Origin of the sequence: Cryptosporangium sp. NPDC051539 (genome assembly GCF_044454545.1) — a bacterium.
Lineage (GTDB): Bacteria > Actinomycetota > Actinomycetes > Mycobacteriales > Cryptosporangiaceae > Cryptosporangium.
The window spans coordinates 117,455-134,444 of sequence record NZ_JBITDV010000015.1; the positions used below are offsets into that span (position 1 = coordinate 117,455).

Consider the following 16,990-nt stretch of genomic DNA (forward strand, 5'->3'; position numbering starts at 1 on the left):
GGTATAGGCAGGGCTGATATTCGGTATCGCAGGTTCCGTCTTCCCGATGGCCGGGCTCGTCGCGGATAGTCGTGCGCACCGAGGCGTGACGCGCGCCACTCGGTTTCGTCGTTCACCGTCGAGGGGCGCCCTGATGCCGGAAGCTCTGTTGACCACGCCCACCGGGGCGCGGCGTCGCACGGCCGGGATGCCGCAGCTGATCCTGCTGCTCGCCGGTAGTTGCCTGTCGATCCTGGGTGCCGTGCTCATCGCGCCGGTGCTGCCGGCGATGACCGACCATTTCGAGGGCGTGTCCGGCGTCGACGTGCTCGTCCCGATCGTGCTGACGATCCCGGCGCTGCTGATCGGCGTCATGGCTCCGTTCGCGGGGCTGATCGCCGACGCGATCGATCGCAAGCGGGTGCTGATCGCCGCGATGATCGCGTACGCGATCGTCGGTACCGCTCCGCTGTACCTGAATTCGCTCGGGCTGATCATCGGCAGCCGCGCGCTGGTGGGCCTCTGCGAGGCCGCGATCATGACGTGCTGCACGACGCTGATCGCCGACTATTGGGACGGTCCGCAGCGCAGCCGGTATCTCGGCCTGCAGGTGCTGGTGGCGGCCGTGGCCGGAACCGTGTTCCTGGGTGTCGGCGGCGCGCTCGGAGGGGCCGGGTGGCGAGCGCCGTTCTGGCTGTATCTCGTCGCGCTGGTACTGGCGGTGCCGATGGCGCTGTTCATCTGGCAGCCGGCGCGGCCGGCGCTGTCGGCGCGGTCAGCCTCGTCGGTCCCGTCGGCGCTGTCGGCGCGGCGGGCGCGGCCGGACCCGTCGGCCTCGTCGGCCGGAGGCGGGTCGGCGAAGCCGGTCGGGACGCTGCCGTCGATGCCGTGGCGGGAGTTGCTGACGCCGTGCCTGGTGACGGTCGTCGGCGGCGTGGTGTTCTACGCGCTGATCGTGGAACTGTCGTTCGTGCTCGACGACGCCGGGGTGACGTCGACCGCCGCGATCGGCGGATTGTCGGCGCTGGCGTCGATCGCCACCGCGACCGGGGCCGGGATGTTCGGGCGGCTCGCGCACCGGAGCGCGCGCCAGTTGCTGCCGGTGACGTTCGGCCTCTCGGCGGTGGGGTTCGCGGTGGCCGCGGCGACCGACTCGGTCGTCGTGATCATGCTCGGGGCGGTGATCGCCGGCGCCGGCACCGGGCTGATGCTGCCGACGCTGCTGACCTGGGCGGTCAACCGTCTGCGGTTCGATCAGCGCGGGCGGGGGACCGGGCTCTGGACCGGAACCCTGTTCTTGGGCGAGTTCCTCGCGCCGCTGCTGATCGCGGGGCTGTCCGCGGGCGCCGGAGGGCTCCGCCCGGCCCTCGGCGTGCTGGCGGTCGTGGCGGTCGCGTTCGCCGTTCTCACGGTGCTCGTCGTCCCGCGCTCCGCGGGACCGCTGAACGTCACCGCCGAGAACTGACGTCCCCGGGCGCGGAGCGCTGCGCGGCCCGCCCCGGGCACGGAGCACCGGGCGGCCCGTCCCCGGGCACGAGCACCGGGCGGCCCGTCCCCGGGTGCGTTGCCTCCGCGTATCGTCGGCTCGTGACGCATCCGAGGAACTTCGACGATGCGGACCCCCTGCTGCGCCGGGTCCGCGCCCTCGCCCTCGCTCTCCCGGACGCGGCCGAGAAGATCTCGCACGGCATCCCGGCCTTCTACACGACGAAGGTCTTCGCCTACTTCGGCGGCTCGATCAAGATCGACGGCGAGTACCACCGGCACGAGCACTCGATCCTCGTACTGCTCGACGAGGAGGAGCGCACCGCGCTGACCGAGGATCCGCGCTGCTACGTACCGGCCTACCTCGGGCCCTCGGGCTGGCTGGGTATCGACCTCACGGCCGAGACCGACTGGAACGAGATCGCCGAGTTCCTCGATGCCAGCTACCGCCTGACCGCGGGCCCCCGCCGGGTGGCCCGCCTCGACGCCCGCTGATCAGCGGGGGACCGCACCGACCTCGGGCCCGCGCCGCTTCACCGGGGCCGAGGAGCAGTCCGAACCCGCGGCCGGGATCGCGGTCTCGCTCGCCGCTTTGCCCTGCTCGACGCCGACCTGCGTCAGGACCCCGTTCGTGTACCGGTAGTAGGTCAGGCCCCACGCGTACGACTGGGGCGGCCCGAAGTCGGTCAGCGAACTCCGGGTGACGAACAGCGGCTTCCCGCCCGAGCGCACGCACCCGAACCCGAACCCGCTCGTGTACCCGGCCCCACCGCCGTCGGCCAGATCGAACACGTCCGCACCGGACCGCACCGCTCGCAGGTCGTTGCCGACCAGGGCCAGCACGACGCTGTGCGTCGTGCTGCTGCCCAGTACGAGAGACACCACGGCCGCCGCCCGCGTGTCCGCACCCAGGTGCACGACCTGACGGAAGTGGAACAGGCTCCCTCCGCCGAGGTCCGGACCCCACCCCCCGACGGGGTCGGCCATCCGGTGGAACGACCCGTCGTCGAGGTACGCCACCGCGCCGAGGCTGGCCGCGTCGAGCGGCGTGAACAGGTCCGGCGATCCCGGACGCCAGAGAATCAGCCGGTCCGGCTTCCCGTTCCCGTTCAGATCCAGGGGGACGCTCTGGTAGCAGAGCGACGGATCGGGCATCCCGGCCGGAGGGAACCGGGCCGACGGCAGACGTGCACACCCGGTGGTGAACGAGCCGGCCGGATCCGCGGCGGCGACCGGCAGCGCGGCGGCCTCCGGCGACGTCATCACCCGGCTCGGCTGGATCGTCACCGACGTGTCGAGGTGGCCGAAGAGCTGCGCCGGGATCGTGGTGAGCCCTGCGATCTCCGAGCGCGCGATGTCCATGAAGTCCTCGATCTTGGCGACGACGTCGAGCTGCCGCCCGAGGAACCGGCCCAGCCGCTTGGCGAGCCCGTTCGACACCGCCTTTCCCGCGATCTTCGTCAAACCGGCTTCCAGCGCCTCGTAGATCGCGCCCTTGCACTTCCAGACGAACGTGAACAGCGTCCGGAACGTGCTGCCGGACGACTGCTTTTCGCCGGCCGCGTCGGCGACGCAGTTCCAGAGTTCAGTGAGCCGGAACGAGGCGTCGAGGAACTCCCGGGCCTTCGAGTTGTCCGGCTCGTCCGCGCCGAGCATCGCCGACATGATCTGACGCATCATCGTGACGAGGTAGATGCTCCAGTCGATCTCGCCGTCGAACTGCGTGGTAGCGGAGACGGCGCTGCCCGGGAACGTCACCTCCAGCGACTTGCCCGGCCGCACGATCACCCCGTCCAGATGCTGGTGTTTCTGCAGAACCGTCTGCAGAAAGACGTCCGAATGAAGGTCTTTGGCGGCGGAGCGGAAGCCCGGCGGCAGGTCGGACACGACCGGCAGGCCGGTCGTGTTGACCCAGTGCAGACGGTAGGTGCCGTTGTCGAGGGCCTCCTGGCACAGGGGGATCTCACCGAGGGCGATCGTGCTGGAGATCCGGGCCGGGAGGAGCAGGTGCTTCGCGTCGCAGCTGAGCGGATCCTGCTCGCCGACCGTCATCAGCGAGGCGATCCGGCCGCTGAGCGTCCAGTTCATCCGCTCCTGGAACGCCTTCATGTCGTCGAGCTTCCGCGGGTCGGTGACGGCGAGGACCCAATCGGACAGGTGCGGAGTGGACGCGGTGATCGTGTGCGCGCCGGTGTCCACCGTCCCGGCGGCCGGGAGCCACAGGCCCGCGTCCGGGACGAACGTGAGGATCTGCAGGTCGGCAGTCGGGTCCGCTCCCTTCGGGAGCGTCGCCGGGCCGTAGGTCATCGTGACGCGGGCGTCGCCGTCGAAGCTCCCGGCTTCGATGCGCACCGGCTTCGACAGCGCCTGCACCGCGCTCGGCAGCCGCGCCGGGTCCACGGCCGGTCGAGCCTCGATCGTCGGCTTTCCCGCCTCACCGGGCACGGTCACGGTCACCGGTGCGACGCCGTCGGCGGCGAACTCCGCCGTGTACCTGTCCGGACGCAGGGCGCGGACGACGAGGAGCGTGGCGACGATCGCGACGACCACGACCGCCGCGACGATCGACAGAATGACGAAACGGCGACGCATGCCGTTCATCGTCGGAACCGGACACCCGATAACACATCGGTCGCGAGACTGACGTCCGGCGCCGAAGCGTCCCACTCCGGTGGCGAATCGGCGGGGCAGCCGCGCTGTTCGGGTGGCGGCCTCCTCCTCCGGCACGAGCTCCCGGATCGAGATCTCCCGCATCTCGGTCCTCCGGACCGTGCCGGTCACCCTGCTCCACGCACCGCCGTCGGGCGGCTCGTCGTCCCGGACGCGTCCGATCAGGACGTCGGTGCGCAGGCGCCGTCGGAGCCTTCATCCTCGCCGTACTGCAGGACGAGCCGCTCTACGGCTACGCGATCATCAAGAAGGCCGACCTGCTCTCCCACGGGCGGGTCACGCCGGCGACCGGCACGCTTTACTCCGCGCTCGTCGCGGTGGGGGCAGCGCTCGTCCGCGGCCGGGTCGTCGGCCCGGATCCGTCGGCGTTCCTGTTCCTGGCGGCGGCGGCCGGTCTCGGACCGGTGGTGCTGCTCACCGTGTCCACACTGGCCGTCCGTCACCAGGCCCGCGTCTGAGCGCGGCGCAGTCGGTCAGGAGGTCCGGGGAAACCTGGCGGCCGGTGAGTCGTTCGAGGTCTTCGCGCAGGTGGTCGGCCTCGGCGCCGCGGGGGCGGCCGGCGCGATCGGACGGGCGGCCCGGACCGTCGCCGCGATCCGGTCGCCGGTGGCCCTGACCGTGACGGTCTTGACCCCGACGACCCGGTCCACCGCGCGCTGGACGGCGGCGTGGACCACGTCGGCGTCGGCGTGGTGGTGGAGGGTGACGGCGTCGTCGGCCCTGGTGCAGGCGTGAGCGGTCTCGCCGGAGAGGTCGAGGTCGGCGGAGGGGTGGACGATCGGGAGAAGCTCGCGGCGGGCGACCGTGTACGTCTCGCCCGGCCGCGGCCGTCCGGGCGCCGGGCCGGATGGCCGCGGGCGGGGCCGGCCGCGGGCGGGGCCGGACGCGGGCCTATCCGGTCCGCGGTCAGTTCAGCAGGCCGGCGATCAGGTTCACCGACCCGCCGACGATGACCGCGCCGAACAGGTACGAGAGCAGGGCGTGGGTGAGCGCGGTGCGGCGAATCGTCCGGCTGCGCAGCGTGGTGTCGGACACCTGGTAGCACATGCCGATCGTGAACGCGACGTAGGCGAAGTCGCGGTAGTCGGGCTTCTCGTCGCCGTCGGAGAACTCGATCTTCGGCGCGCGGTGGTTCAGGTCGGCGTAGCGGGTCGTGTAGACCGTGTTGATGACCAGCCAGGACAGGGCGACGGTGAGGATCGCGGCGCCGGTGAGCAGAGCCCGGGTCTGACCGTGCTGGCCACCGGCGGCTCCGAGCGCGGACGCCGCCCCGAAGAGGCTGCCGACGCTGGCGCCGATCAGCAGCACGGCGGCGGCGCCGCGCCGTTCGTCCTCGCGCTGGGCGAGTGCCTCGGCGCGGTCGCCGTCGGCGCGCAGGATGATCGGCCAGATCGTGGCCAGGTAGGTGAGGGCAGCGGCGTCCCAGCCGGTGACCACGGCGAGTTCCCAGCGGACGAACGTGCCGGTGACGGCCCCGACCAGGGTGCCGACGAGGACGGCGAGCACGGCCCGCCGCAGCGCGGGGGCGTGCCAGCCGAACAGGCGGTGGTACAGGGTCTTCGGAGGCATGCCCAGACTGTAGAAGCGCCGGCCTCGAATCAGCGCGACCGCCCGAGCGGCCACCGCCGCGTCGGCGATCCGGATGTGCCGCGTCAGTGCACGGCCGGCAGGTACGGGTCCAGGTTGCGCCAGGCCCGTTCGACGTACTCGTCCTTCTCTCCGACCGGGGCGACGTAATGCAGGGCGTACCCGGCGCCCATGATCGCCGGATCCTCGACCATCTCCCGCGTCGCGATCCCGCTGCCGACGATCACCGCGTCGGCGTCGCACGCCTCGGTCAGCGGGGCCATCGCCTCGATCACCACGCCGTTCATCGAGCGCACCCGCCGCGACGGCGACGCGATCGTGACGCGCAGACCCTGCACCCGATTCAGCACGCCCAGGGCGATCAGGGAATCCAGCTCGTTGTAGCCCTCGAAGGTCAGAATCGCGATGTGCATGGCTCGCACGGTAGGAGCGCAGAACCAGTACAGTCCACAAATTGTTCTGCATACACTCGCGGCATGGCCGCACCGCGTTACAAGGCCCTGGTCGACGCGTTCGCCGCCGACATCCGCAGCGGACGGCTGGGTCCCGGCGCCCGCCTGCCGACCCACCGCGCGCTCGCCGGCGACCACGGCATCGCCGTCGTGACCGCGACCCGGGTCTACGCCGAGCTCGAAGCGATGGGCCTGGTCAGCCGCGAACAGGGCCGCGGGACGTTCGTGCGCGACCTCGCGCTGCCGCCCGGCCACGGCGTCGACCAGGACACGGTCGCCGCGGACGCCACCGACCTCAACTTCAACTACCCGTCGCTGCCCGGCCAGGCCGACCAGCTCCGCCGCGCGCTCCGCGACCTCGCCGCCTCCGGCGACCTCGAGGGCCTGCTCCGCTACCAGCCCCACCGCGGCCGCAGCCGCGACCGCGAGGCGATCGCCGGCCATCTTCGCCGCCGCGGGCTCCCCACCCTCGCGGAGCAGGTCCTGATCGTCAGCGGCGCCCAGCACGGGCTCGCCTCCACGCTCATGGGGACGCTCGGCCCAGGCGACGTCGTCGCGGTCGACGCGCTGACCTACCCCGGCTTCCGGGCACTGGCGTCGACGCTGCACCTCGAACTCGCGCCCGTTCCGGCGCACGGCGACGGCCCGGACCTCGACGCGCTCGAACGTCTCTGCGCGGCACGGCCGGTACGCGCGATCTACACTATGCCGACGCTGCACAATCCGCTCGGCTGGGTGATGCCCGCCGCCGACCGGCAGCGGCTGGCCCGGATCGCCCGGCGCCACGCACTGCTCCTCGTCGAGGACGCCTCCTACGCGTATCTGGTCGACGACCCGCCGCCGCGCTGGCCGCGATCGCGCCCGACGTCACCGTCCACGTGTCCGGCCTCTCCAAGAGCGTCGCGACCGGCCTGCGGGTGGGGTTCGTCGTCGCGCCTGCGGCGCTGGTCCCCGCGGTGGAGCGGGCGATCCGCGTCACGACCTGGAACACGCCGGCGCTGACCACCGCGATCGCCTGCCGCTGGCTCGAGGACGGCACGGTCGACTCGCTGGAGTCGCAAAAGCGTGCGGACGCGCGGACCCGGCAGCTGATCGCCAGGGCCGAGCTCGCCGGCCTGCCCTACGTCAGCCACCCGTCGTCGTACTTCACCTGGCTACCGCTGCCGGAGGACGCGCGGGCCGACCGGCTGGTCGCCACGCTCGCGCGGCAGCGCATCTCGGTCACCACGGCCGAACCGTTCGCCGTCGCGAGCCCCGCGCCGCAGGCGCTGCGCCTCGCCCTCGGGTCGACCGACCCGGAGACCCTCCGGACGACGCTGCGGACGGTCCGCCGCGTGCTGTTCGAGGACGCCTACCAGTGAGCCGCCGCGACGAGGAGTTCCGGTCCTTGACCTTGACCCTCGGTGAAGCCGCAGCGTAGGGCACGCCGGTCACGGTGACCGGTGCGAGGAGGATGTCACCGGTGCAGCTGCTGACGATCGGCGCGTTCGCGCGCGAGACCGGTCTGACGCCGAAGGCGCTGCGGCTCTACGACTCGTCGGGGCTGCTGCCGCCGGTGGCGGTGGATCCGGAATCGGGCTACCGGTTCTACTCGGCCGCGCAGCGCGACACCGCGCGGCTGATCGCCGAGCTACGGCGGATCGGGATGCCGCTGGCGGCGATCCGGGACGTCTGCGAGCTGGACGGTCCGGCGGCCGCCGAGGCCATCGGCGCCTACTGGGCGCAGGTGACCGCGGAGACCGCCGCCCGGGCCAGGGTGACAGCCCTCCTCGTCGAGCACCTCTCAGGGAGAGCTGCGATGTCCGACGTCATGAGGATCCGATTCGCCGCCGCGTGCGAGGCAGGCGCGGTACGAACCACCAACGAGGACGCGGTGCACGCCGACGACGGGCTGCTCGCCGTGGCCGACGGCGTCCGGGGCGGCCGGGGGGCCGCGGCGGCCGAGGCGGCGATCGCCGCGCTGCGCCCGGCCGCACCCGAGTCGGCCGGGCGGTCCGGCGGGGGGTTGCTGGCCCGGCTGGCCGAGGCGGTCGAGGAGGCGGACCGCGCGGTACGGGCCGCGAGCTCCGGCGGTGAGCAGGCCGCGACCACACTGACCGCGCTGGTGCGGCAGGGTTCCCGGCTGGGGCTGGTGCACGTGGGTGACACCCGGGCGTACGTCGTACGCGGTGGTGAGCTGGTCCGGCTCACCACCGACCACACCTGGGTGCAGTCCCAGATCGACCAGGGCAGGCTCGACGTCGCCGGTGCCGCGGCCCACCCGGACCGGCCGCTGCTGACCCGGGCCCTCGGTGTGGACGCGCCTCCGGTCGAGGCCGACCTCGCGCTGCGGACCGCGCTGCCCGGCGACCGCTACCTGCTCTGTTCCGACGGTCTGTGGGCGGCCGTCGACCGTCGTGCGCTGCACGCGACGCTCCGCGCCAATTCCACTCCGGAGGAAGCGATTCTGGAATTGGTGCGTCTCGCCTATGCCTCCGGCGCACCCGACAACATTGCGTGTGTCGTCGCCGACGTGGAATGAATTCGACTCGCTCGCGCGCCTCGCGCAATTCGCGGGTCGCCCCCGTAGGTTGAGCGCCGAATCGTTCAGCGCGCTCGCAATTCCGGAGCGCACGGGGGAGGAGTTTGCCATGCCGGTGAGGCCGTACGGAGTTCTGTCCGGTGTCGTGGTCGACGTCAAACGCGAGGGCGGCCACGACGACACACCCCACTACCAGGTACATGTCGTCGACAACAACGGCATCAATTACCGGGTCGCGGTCAACGTGCGATCGCAGGAAGAGCCGTCGGAACTGCTGTATCTGGTCGACGAGAATTTCGACGCGTCGAAGCTCGGCGAAATGCCGGCCGGTGGCAGTGGGTGGACGGAGCTCCGGTCGGACGAGGGCGGCGCGGCGCTGGACTACCTCCGCGGGAATCTGTTCGACAAGGGGTCGATGCGGACTCTCCCGTCGGAGATCGGCGGTCCCGACAACGATCTCGCCGATATCTTCGACCACTACGTACGCGGGGCGATGGGCGACCGCAGCGTGGTGATCTACGTCTTCGGTGAGCGCTGGGGGCCGGAGAGCAAGCGCGACAAGGTCTTCCATTTCGAGCCCGGTAACGGCGTCCACAACGTCCATCTGAACCAGGGCAACGTGCGGCGGTTCCGCGGTGACGACGGCATCTGGCAGGACGGCGGCGTGCTGCTGCACCTGACCCGCGAAGAGCGCTGGGTCGCGGTGTTCCTCGCGTTCCAGAGCCAGGTGTGGCAGACCGACGAGGACGGCCACGCGGTGCCGGGCGTGCCCCCGGGGCCGTTCGCGACGCACGTCCACGGGATGGCCTGATCTCCGGCCGGACGTTCTCCCCGCTCGCGGGCAGGGAGAACGTCCGGATGGGTAGCGTTGCGCCGGAACCGCTGACCGGCAGGAGCCGGGCGCGATCCTGAACCCGTGCAACACGGGGGTGCCGGGCGGTGACTGACTAGTGTGACGACCTCCGATCGGCAGTTGTGGGCGGCCACGGCCGCCGGTGACGACGACGCCTTCGGCGTGCTGTTCGATCGCTACCTCAAAGCGGTGAACAACCACTGCTTCCGGCTCACCGGCAACTGGGCGCTGGCCGACGACGCGACGTCCTCGACGTTCTTCGCGGCCTGGCGGCAGCGCAACGCCGTGACGCTGGTGCACGACTCCGCGCTGCCGTGGCTGCTGACCGTGGCGACGAACACGATCCGCAACGAGTACCGCTCCCGGCGTCGACGGGAGGCGCTCCTCGAACGCCTCCCGTCGCCGGTCCCGACCCCCGACCACGCCGACGACGTCGCCGAACGCCTTGACGACGAGCAGCGGATGGCTGAGGTTCTGGCCGCCTCCGAGGAGTTGCCCCGCGCCGAGCGCGAGGCCCTGGCCCTCTGCGTGTGGGCCGGTGTGTCCTATGCGGACGCCGCTGAGGTGCTCGGTATCGCGGAGGTGAGCGTCCGCTCCCGGGTGAGCCGGGCGAAGTCCCGTCTGACCAGAAGATTCGAACCGGCGAACGTCGGGAGGGGGAACCGATGACCAGCACGATTCCGACGCCACCCCCGGAGCGCGACGTCTCGGCCGAGCGCCGCGACGCGATGCGCGACGCGGTCCGCCGCCGGATCGCGGCCGAGCGCCGCCGTCCGGGCCCGCGGGCGGCGGGGATCCGGCGGCACCTGATGCCCCTGCTGGCCGCCGCCGCCGTCGCGGTGCTGCTCGGCGCGACCGTCACCGTGCTGAGCCTGATGCGTTCCGCCACCCCGCCGCCGGCGCACCCCCCGGCCCCCACGTCGTCCCCGGCGCCGTCCCCGTCGGCCACGCTCGAAGGCTTCAGCGACGTCCAGAAAACCGTGCTGCGCAACGCGTGCGTGACCGAGCTGAAGAACCAGGTGCCCGGTCAGAACAGCGCGCAGCCGCGGATGGCGAAGGAGTTCGTCGACCTCGACGCCCTCCGGCTGATCAATGCCGTCACCAACACCGACAAGACCGTCACCGTGCTCACCGATGACGAGACCCTGGTTTTCTGCAGCTGGCATTCGGTCGCGCACGGCTCCTCGCTGCCGCCGGCGTCCCGGCTGGATCTGGTCGGTTACCGCGCGCACGCGCAGTGGATGCCCGGCCCGATCACCATGGAGCTCGCGGTCGGGCCCGGCCTCGCCCCGAGCTGGTATCTCGTCGTCGGCCGGACGCGTCCGGAGGCACACACGGTCCGGGTGACCGCCGGGGACGGAACGGAGACGGTTCCGGTCGTCGACGGCACGTTCGCCGCGTCGGTCAGCCTGCGCCGTGAGACCGGTGTCGTCCCGGCCGTGCAGGCGCTGGACCGGAACGGGCAGTTCCTCGCCGAGTGGCACGCGGGTCAGCGGGCCTGCGCGGTCGATCCGCGCGGGACCGTGGTGTTCGGCGTCAGGGGGGACCCGCCGGAGTGCGTGAAGGCGGTGCCGTGGCACTGAAACCGGTACGGCCGGTGCAACCGGCCGGGAGCTGACCCACCGACGTGATTGTTGGCACGATCGTGGGTAAGCCGGTCGGCACCAGCGTCGCTGCCGCACCGGGAGGCCAGATGAGTCAGGTCCAGTCACCCCCACAGCAGAACGATCGGCTGACCGGGTCCGTGATCGTGGTCGCGCTGGTCTCGGCGATCTCCGGGCTGTTGTACGGCTACGACACCGGAATCATCTCCGGCGCGCTACTCCAGATCGGCGACGACTTCGGGATCGGCCACGTCTGGGAGCAGACGATCGCGGCCTCGATCCTGGTCGGCGCGGTCATCGGCGCGCTCACCTCGAGCCGCTTGGCCGAACGGCGCGGCCGGCACGGCACGCTGCTGCTGATCGGCATCGTGTTCGTCGTCGGTGCGGTCGCGGCGTCGCTCTCGCCCGAGCCGATCACGCTGTCGCTGAGCCGTCTGGTGCTCGGCTTCGCGGTCGGCGGCGCCACCCAGACCGCGCCGGTGTACGTGGCCGAACTCGCGCCGTCGGCGTACCGGGGACGTCTGGTGCTGTTCTTCCAGATCGCGATCGGCGTCGGGATCGTGATCGCGACGATCGTCGGCGCGACCGAGGTGATCGACTGGCGGGTCGCGATCGGCCTGGCCGCGGTTCCGGCGGCGCTGATGTTCGTTCTGATGCTGCGGTTGCCGGAGAGCCCGCGCTGGCTGGCCCGGGAGGGCCACGACGACCGGGCCCGCGAAGCGCTGGGCCGGGTACGGCACGAGGACGCCGACCTGACCGCCGAGCTGGACGAGATCCAGGAGAACGTCCGCGCCGAGCGGGAGGCCCGTACCCGCGGCTGGGCCGGGCTGAAGCAGGCATGGGTGCGACCGGCGCTGGTCGTCGGCTGCGGGCTCGCGATCTTCACCCAGCTGTCCGGCATCGAGATGATCGTCTACTACACGCCCACGATCCTCACCGACAACGGCTTCTCGGACTCCACCGCGCTGCGGGTGTCGGTCGCGCTCGGGCTGACGTACCTGATCGCCCAACTCGTCGGGCTGGCGATCATCGACAGGGTCGGCCGTCGCCGGCTCACGCTGATCACGCTGCCGTTCGCGGCGGTGGCGCTGTTCGTGCTCGGGCTGTTCTTCGTCACCGGCAACAGCGGCAAGTCGATGGTGCCGTGGATCATCGCGACGCTGATCGCGTTCATGGCGTTCACCGCGGGCGGCATCCAGCTCATGGGCTGGCTGACCGGCTCCGAGATCTACCCGCTGGCGACGCGCGCCGCCGGGGCCGCCGCGCAGTCCGCGTCGCTCTGGGGCACGAACGTGCTGATCACGCTGACGCTGCTGAGCCTGATGAACGCGATCGGCACCGGGCCGACGTTCTGGTTGTACGCGGCGTTCAACGTCCTCGCGTTCGTGTTCTTGTACCGGAAGATGCCGGAACTGACCGGCCGGAGTCTGGAGCAGATCGAAGACCACCTGCACGAGGGCAAGTTCAAGCCCGCCGACTTCTGATCCCCGCCGCCGCCGCGACGGTAATAGTCCGAAGTAGATTGACAGGCTCGTCGAGTTCCTCCCAGGATGGAAACCTTAGGTCGTCGCGGCGCACGGGGGTGCCATGCAACGTCCACGGATCAAACCTGAGCTGGCACCGAATCGCATCTCCGCCGGTCGTATCCGTCTCGGCGGCCACACGTACGGCGTCGCGGCCGAGGTCGCCGACCCGACCGGCGCGGTATGGACGCTGCTCGAAAGCATGGACGGTCACCACGACGTCGAGCAGATCGTCCGCCGGGTGCGGGCCGCCCACCCCACCGAGTCGGAGCAGTCGGTCCGCGACGGGCTGGACGCCTTCGCCGGCTCCGGTTACGTGGAAGACCTCGGCGCGCCCGACCCGCCGGAGCTGACCGAGCGCGACAAGGACCGCTACTCCCGCAGCCGGGCGTACTTCCGCTGGCTGGACGGCACTCCCCGGGTCAGCACCTGGGAACCGCAGGTCGCGCTGAGCCGGGCCCGGGTCACGCTGATCGGGCTGGGCGGCACCGGCGGGACGGCGGCGCTGGCGCTGGCGGCCAGCGGCGTGGCCCGGCTCCGCTGCGTCGACCCGGACGTCGTCGAACTCTCGAACCTCAACCGTCAGGTGCTCTACGGCGAGGCCGATCTGGGCCGGCCCAAGGTGGAGGCCGCGGCCGACCGGCTGGCCCAGCTGAACTCCGACGTCGAGGTCGTGACGCTGCGGGAGCGGGTGACGAGCACCGCGGACGTCGAACGACTGGTCGCCGACTGCGACGTGCTGGTTCTCTCGGCCGATCGCCCGACGGCCCTGCGCCGGTGGACGAACCGGGCCTGCCTGGCCACCGGCACGCCCTGGGTCGACGCCGGCTACCACGGTCCGATGGTTCAGGTCGGCCGCTACGTGCCCGGCGCCGGTCCGTGCTGGGAGTGCATCCGCACGGCCGACAACGCGCACTTCCGCGAGATCGGCGTCAACCTGGACGACGCCGAGCCGCGCAACGCCGCGGTGGCCAACGCCGTCGCCGCGCCGACCGCGGGCATCTCGGGATACCTCGCCGCGCACCACGCGATCGCGCTGATCACCGGCGTGCCCGCGCTGCCGGCCGGCCGGATCGACGCGCTGAACCTGCTGGCGCCGGACGCGACGTTCGTCCGCGACGATCCCCGCCACCCCGACTGCCCGGCGTGCGGCGGTGCGGCGTGAGCGCCCCGGTCAGCGACGCCACCCGGGTCCGCCTGCACCACCTCCACCTGCGCGAGGACGGCGAATCGTGGATCGTCGGACGGGTCGAGACCGGTGACTTCATCGCGATCCCGCCGGTCGGGCGCCGCGCTCTGACCCTGCTGCCGGACCACACGGTCGCCGAGGTCCGCACCCGGTTGCGGGACGAGACCGGGGACGAGATGGACGTCGTCGACTTCGTGTCGTCGCTGGTCGAGGTCGGTTTCGTGGCCGAGGTCGACGGCACCGAGGTGGACTCGGCCCCGGTACCGCGTTCGATGCTGGCCTGGCTGCGCCCGGCGCACGTGCGATGGCTGCTGCACCCGGCGTCCGCGCTGGTCTCGGTGGCCGTCGTGCTGGCCGGGCTGGCGGTCCTCGGGTTCCGGCCGGAGCTGACGCCCGCGCCGCACGACCTGCTCTGGAGCGACCTGGGTGCGGTGGTTCTGCTCGGCAACCTCGCCATTCTCTGGACGCTCATCCTGCTGCACGAGTTCGCGCACCTGCTGGTCGCCAGGGCGACCGGTGCGCCCGGCCGCATGAGCCTCGGCACCCGGCTGCAGTTCCTGGCCGCGCAGACAGACGTCAGCGGCGTATGGGCGGCGCCGCGCCGGGCCCGGTTCAGCGTCTATCTCGCCGGCATCGTCACGAACCTGGTTCTGGCCGCGGTGGCCGTGCTGGCGCGCGCCGCCGGCATCGGGGGGCGTCCGGGCGAGGTGCTGGCCGCGGTCGCCCTGCTCTCGGTCAGCCTCATCCCGGCCCAGTTCCTGGTGTTCATGCGCACCGACCTCTACTTCATCCTCCAGGACGTCGCCGGCTGCGCGAACCTGTACGCGGACGGCTCCGCGTACGCCCGCTACGTGGCCGGCCGGCTGGTGGGCCGGGCGACGCCGGACGACGACCCGAGCCGTCGGCTGCCCGGCCGGGAGCGCCTCGCCGTCCGCTCGTACACCGTCGTGCTGGTGGCCGGAACTCTCGCCTGCCTGGCGGTCGAGCTCCTGGTGACGCTGCCGGTGGCGATCGCGGTGCTGACCTCGGCCGCCGACACGGCGCTGACCGGCGGCACCGGCACCCAGCTCGCCGACGCGGGCGCGCTGGCCTTCGCCACCGTCCTGTTCGCCGTCCTGTGGTCGCGCGCCTGGTGGCGCCGGCACGGAGCCCGGGTCCGCCGGGGAATCAGCCGCGTCCGCGGCTCGGAGACGGAGGGAGGTGAACGGCCATGAAGAAGACCGAGACGGAGAAGGTCGAGAAGGTCCAGCCGGGCAAGCTCAGCAAGATCGAGATCCGCAAGCTCGACAAGATCGAGACGACGTCGCTCGTCAACAGCAACCCGTCGGGCTGACCGGCACCCGGGCGGGCGCCGGCAGGGGGCCGGCGCCCGCTCCGCTACTTGAACGCGATCGCGTTCGCCGGTGAGCCCACCCCGCCGACGATGTTCAGCGGCTTCGCCGTGACGAAGAAGTCGTACCGGCCGTCCGCGGCGCACGCCGACGCCAGCTCGTCGAGCTTCCACATCTCACCGACCGCCATTCCGAGCAGCGCGATCAGCGGCCGGTGCAGCATGCCGTTGTGGTTCACCCCGCGCGGCGGGGGCGGTGCGTCCGGCAGGAAGAAGTCGGACGACACCACCGGGTCGGCCTCCAGCGCGAGGTTGTCGGCCGCCGTCAGCGCGATCTCGTGATCCCAGAGCCAGCGCAGCACGTCGGTGGTCTGGGCGAGGCCGGGACCCTTGTTGCGCCGGGTGAACTCCACCCGCTCGTCGTGCGACTTGGCCAGGTAGTTCTCGGTCCACCCGGTGCGGATCAGCAGCAGGTCGCCGCCGTGCCAGCCGACGCGCTGGTGAGCCGCGATCTCGTCCAGCAGGGGAGCGTCGAGCGGCACCGTCGACTCGACGTCGTAATCCCGGCCGGACTCCGCGAAGAACCGCGGCACGTCCAGCAGCACACCCCGGCCGGCGATGCCGGGGCCGGCCCAGTTGTGGATGCCGAGCCGGGGCCCGGTGTTCTCCGCGGGCGGCAACCCGCCGTAGAAGCCGAACGTCGGATGACCGATGTGCCGCAGCGAATCGATCTGCGTCGTCGACTGCAGATAGAACGAGTCGAGCCAGTCGTCCCGGTGGAACTCGTTGTTCTCGAACACGTGGTGCTGCGTCGCGGGCCGGGTGCCGGTCGGATACGGCTCGAACACGTTCACGGGATAGTCCAGCCCGAACTGCTGCCCCGTGCGGACCAGCTGTGCCGCCGCCGCCACGCGGGCAGGTGTCAGGAAGTTGATCGTGCCCCGCTCGTCCGACGGGCCGAAGTACTCCCACGACGAGTACGGCGGCCGCGCCGCGGCCAGGTCGTCGAAGGACGGACGGTCACGCTCCGGCACGCGAGGCTCCCGCTCCGAGTTGCGCACTGATCGCGTTCGCGGTCGCGAGCAGTTGGTCCAGCGCCGGGGCCAGATCGGGGATGTCGCCGGGGGACAGGATCGCCAGTGTGGCGACGAGCTCGCCCTCGTCGAACACCGGCGCCGCGACGACGCTCGGCGCGCCGCTCGGCCGGACGAAGCTGAAGCCCTGCTGGCGGGCGGTGTTCACCTCGGCGTCGAGGCGGGCGCGCTCCACCGGGGTGAGTTCCGTCAGCAGGTGCTCCATCGTGGAGCCGTCCGTGTACGCGAGGAACAACCGGGTCTGCGCCGCCCCGGCGTCCAGCCGCGTACCGGGATGGACGGTCACCACGACCATCCGGCTCGTGTCTTCCTCGACCAGGGTGGCCACCGGCCCCTGTGCGCCCGGGACACTGAGCACCGCCGTCATGCGGACGGCGGCCCTCAGCTTCTGCAGATGCGGACGGGCGATCTCCACGATCCGCTGACGCCCGAGGGCCAACGCCCCCAGCTCCAGCATCAGCGGGCCGAGCGCGAAGGTTCCCCGCCGGGTTCCTCTTTCGAGGATCCCGGCGGCGACCATCGAAGCGCAGTACCGGTAGGCCGTGGTGCGGTTCAGGCCGGTGCGGTCGGCGACGTCCGCCGCCGTCAGCTCGGAAGTCCGAGGGCCGAACAGTGCACAGATCTGGCCAACACGGGCGACCGCCTGGATATCGGAGGTCGAGGCATCGCTCGGTTCAGAGTTCGCCATGTACGAATCCTAGTT

General features: G+C 71.7%; 17 protein-coding genes and 2 pseudogenes. 14 read left to right on the forward strand and 5 right to left on the reverse strand.

The window, feature by feature from the left end:
* Positions 1-133: 133 nt before the first annotated feature.
* Entirely contained in the window at positions 134-1,444 is a 1,311-nt protein-coding gene (locus tag ACIBZJ_RS37460) for an MFS transporter (protein WP_395938375.1), read from the forward strand.
* 122 nt (positions 1,445-1,566) lie between these two features.
* On the forward strand, positions 1,567-1,959 hold the full coding sequence (locus ACIBZJ_RS37465) for an MmcQ/YjbR family DNA-binding protein (RefSeq protein WP_395938376.1): 393 nt from the start codon (positions 1,567-1,569) through the stop codon (positions 1,957-1,959).
* Here ACIBZJ_RS37465 and ACIBZJ_RS37470 read toward each other — a convergent pair whose 3' ends face one another.
* Positions 1,960-4,056, reverse strand: a complete 2,097-nt coding sequence (locus ACIBZJ_RS37470) for a hypothetical protein (RefSeq protein WP_395938377.1) — start codon at positions 4,054-4,056, stop codon at positions 1,960-1,962.
* Positions 4,057-4,343: 287 nt separating this feature from the next.
* On the opposite strand from ACIBZJ_RS37470, the pseudogene ACIBZJ_RS37475 reads away from it, so the two are divergent.
* The 3 genes and pseudogenes from ACIBZJ_RS37475 to ACIBZJ_RS37485 all read left to right on the forward strand — a co-directional run.
* Positions 4,344-4,433, forward strand: a pseudogene (locus ACIBZJ_RS37475) (PadR family transcriptional regulator); the annotation flags it as partial.
* Positions 4,434-4,451: 18 nt separating this feature from the next.
* A complete protein-coding gene (locus ACIBZJ_RS37480; RefSeq protein ID WP_395938378.1) occupies positions 4,452-4,592 on the forward strand; it encodes a hypothetical protein in 141 nt (46 codons plus the stop codon).
* Between the two features lie 70 nt (positions 4,593-4,662).
* Positions 4,663-4,869, forward strand: coding sequence for a hypothetical protein (locus tag ACIBZJ_RS37485; RefSeq protein ID WP_395938379.1), 207 nt, complete (start codon positions 4,663-4,665; stop codon positions 4,867-4,869).
* 171 nt (positions 4,870-5,040) lie between these two features.
* Here ACIBZJ_RS37485 and ACIBZJ_RS37490 read toward each other — a convergent pair whose 3' ends face one another.
* Complete coding sequence (locus ACIBZJ_RS37490; protein ID WP_395938380.1) at positions 5,041-5,703, reverse strand: DUF1345 domain-containing protein; 663 nt, start codon at positions 5,701-5,703, stop codon at positions 5,041-5,043.
* 83 nt (positions 5,704-5,786) lie between these two features.
* Positions 5,787-6,134 carry a hypothetical protein gene (locus ACIBZJ_RS37495; RefSeq protein WP_395938381.1) on the reverse strand — a complete coding sequence of 116 codons (348 nt, stop codon included), beginning with the start codon at positions 6,132-6,134 and terminating at the stop codon, positions 5,787-5,789.
* A gap of 63 nt (positions 6,135-6,197) precedes the next feature.
* Here ACIBZJ_RS37495 and ACIBZJ_RS37500 point away from each other — a divergent pair.
* The 9 genes and pseudogenes from ACIBZJ_RS37500 (at position 6,198) to ACIBZJ_RS37540 (ending at position 15,196) form a co-directional block, all read left to right on the forward strand.
* Positions 6,198-7,534, forward strand: a pseudogene (locus tag ACIBZJ_RS37500) (PLP-dependent aminotransferase family protein).
* Between the two features lie 101 nt (positions 7,535-7,635).
* Positions 7,636-8,694 (forward strand): MerR family transcriptional regulator, encoded by a 1,059-nt coding sequence (locus ACIBZJ_RS37505; protein WP_395938382.1) that lies wholly within the window; start codon positions 7,636-7,638, stop codon positions 8,692-8,694.
* 109 nt (positions 8,695-8,803) lie between these two features.
* Positions 8,804-9,505, forward strand: a complete 702-nt coding sequence (locus ACIBZJ_RS37510) for a DUF2278 family protein (protein WP_395938383.1) — start codon at positions 8,804-8,806, stop codon at positions 9,503-9,505.
* A 141-nt stretch (positions 9,506-9,646) separates the two neighbouring features.
* Complete coding sequence (locus ACIBZJ_RS37515; RefSeq protein WP_395938384.1) at positions 9,647-10,216, forward strand: RNA polymerase sigma factor; 570 nt, start codon at positions 9,647-9,649, stop codon at positions 10,214-10,216.
* Positions 10,213-11,130 (forward strand): hypothetical protein, encoded by a 918-nt coding sequence (locus tag ACIBZJ_RS37520; RefSeq protein ID WP_395938385.1) that lies wholly within the window; start codon positions 10,213-10,215, stop codon positions 11,128-11,130. The genes ACIBZJ_RS37515 and ACIBZJ_RS37520 overlap by 4 nt, the downstream gene beginning before the upstream one ends.
* Positions 11,131-11,240: 110 nt before the next feature.
* Positions 11,241-12,635 (forward strand): sugar porter family MFS transporter, encoded by a 1,395-nt coding sequence (locus tag ACIBZJ_RS37525; protein WP_395938386.1) that lies wholly within the window; start codon positions 11,241-11,243, stop codon positions 12,633-12,635.
* A 103-nt stretch (positions 12,636-12,738) separates the two neighbouring features.
* The gene (locus tag ACIBZJ_RS37530; protein ID WP_395938387.1) at positions 12,739-13,839 is read left to right on the forward strand and encodes a HesA/MoeB/ThiF family protein; all 1,101 of its coding nucleotides are present in this window, start codon (positions 12,739-12,741) and stop codon (positions 13,837-13,839) included.
* Complete coding sequence (locus tag ACIBZJ_RS37535) at positions 13,836-15,077, forward strand: hypothetical protein (protein WP_395938388.1); 1,242 nt, start codon at positions 13,836-13,838, stop codon at positions 15,075-15,077. Before ACIBZJ_RS37530 ends, ACIBZJ_RS37535 begins: the two co-directional genes overlap by 4 nt.
* The gene (locus ACIBZJ_RS37540; RefSeq protein ID WP_395938389.1) at positions 15,074-15,196 is read left to right on the forward strand and encodes a hypothetical protein; all 123 of its coding nucleotides are present in this window, start codon (positions 15,074-15,076) and stop codon (positions 15,194-15,196) included. Before ACIBZJ_RS37535 ends, ACIBZJ_RS37540 begins: the two co-directional genes overlap by 4 nt.
* Positions 15,197-15,240: 44 nt before the next feature.
* Here ACIBZJ_RS37540 and ACIBZJ_RS37545 read toward each other — a convergent pair whose 3' ends face one another.
* Both ACIBZJ_RS37545 and ACIBZJ_RS37550 read right to left on the reverse strand, forming a co-directional pair.
* Positions 15,241-16,227, reverse strand: a complete 987-nt coding sequence (locus ACIBZJ_RS37545) for a cyclase family protein (protein WP_395938390.1) — start codon at positions 16,225-16,227, stop codon at positions 15,241-15,243.
* Positions 16,214-16,975 carry an IclR family transcriptional regulator gene (locus ACIBZJ_RS37550; RefSeq protein WP_395938391.1) on the reverse strand — a complete coding sequence of 254 codons (762 nt, stop codon included), beginning with the start codon at positions 16,973-16,975 and terminating at the stop codon, positions 16,214-16,216. The genes ACIBZJ_RS37545 and ACIBZJ_RS37550 overlap by 14 nt, the downstream gene beginning before the upstream one ends.
* Positions 16,976-16,990: the final 15 nt, after the last annotated feature.

Bases quoted from the DNA above. Each gene is read 5' to 3' on its own strand.
- ACIBZJ_RS37460 (WP_395938375.1), top strand. From the start codon at position 134: ATGCCGGAAGCTCTGTTGACCACGCCCACCGGGGCGCGGCGTCGCACG.
- ACIBZJ_RS37470 (WP_395938377.1), bottom strand. From the start codon at position 4,056: ATGCGTCGCCGTTTCGTCATTCTGTCGATCGTCGCGGCGGTCGTGGTC.
- ACIBZJ_RS37490 (WP_395938380.1), bottom strand. From the start codon at position 5,703: ATGCCTCCGAAGACCCTGTACCACCGCCTGTTCGGCTGGCACGCCCCC.
- ACIBZJ_RS37495 (WP_395938381.1), bottom strand. From the start codon at position 6,134: ATGCACATCGCGATTCTGACCTTCGAGGGCTACAACGAGCTGGATTCC.
- ACIBZJ_RS37510 (WP_395938383.1), top strand. From the start codon at position 8,804: ATGCCGGTGAGGCCGTACGGAGTTCTGTCCGGTGTCGTGGTCGACGTC.
- ACIBZJ_RS37520 (WP_395938385.1), top strand. From the start codon at position 10,213: ATGACCAGCACGATTCCGACGCCACCCCCGGAGCGCGACGTCTCGGCC.
- ACIBZJ_RS37525 (WP_395938386.1), top strand. From the start codon at position 11,241: ATGAGTCAGGTCCAGTCACCCCCACAGCAGAACGATCGGCTGACCGGG.
- ACIBZJ_RS37530 (WP_395938387.1), top strand. From the start codon at position 12,739: ATGCAACGTCCACGGATCAAACCTGAGCTGGCACCGAATCGCATCTCC.
- ACIBZJ_RS37540 (WP_395938389.1), top strand. From the start codon at position 15,074: ATGAAGAAGACCGAGACGGAGAAGGTCGAGAAGGTCCAGCCGGGCAAG.
- ACIBZJ_RS37550 (WP_395938391.1), bottom strand. From the start codon at position 16,975: ATGGCGAACTCTGAACCGAGCGATGCCTCGACCTCCGATATCCAGGCG.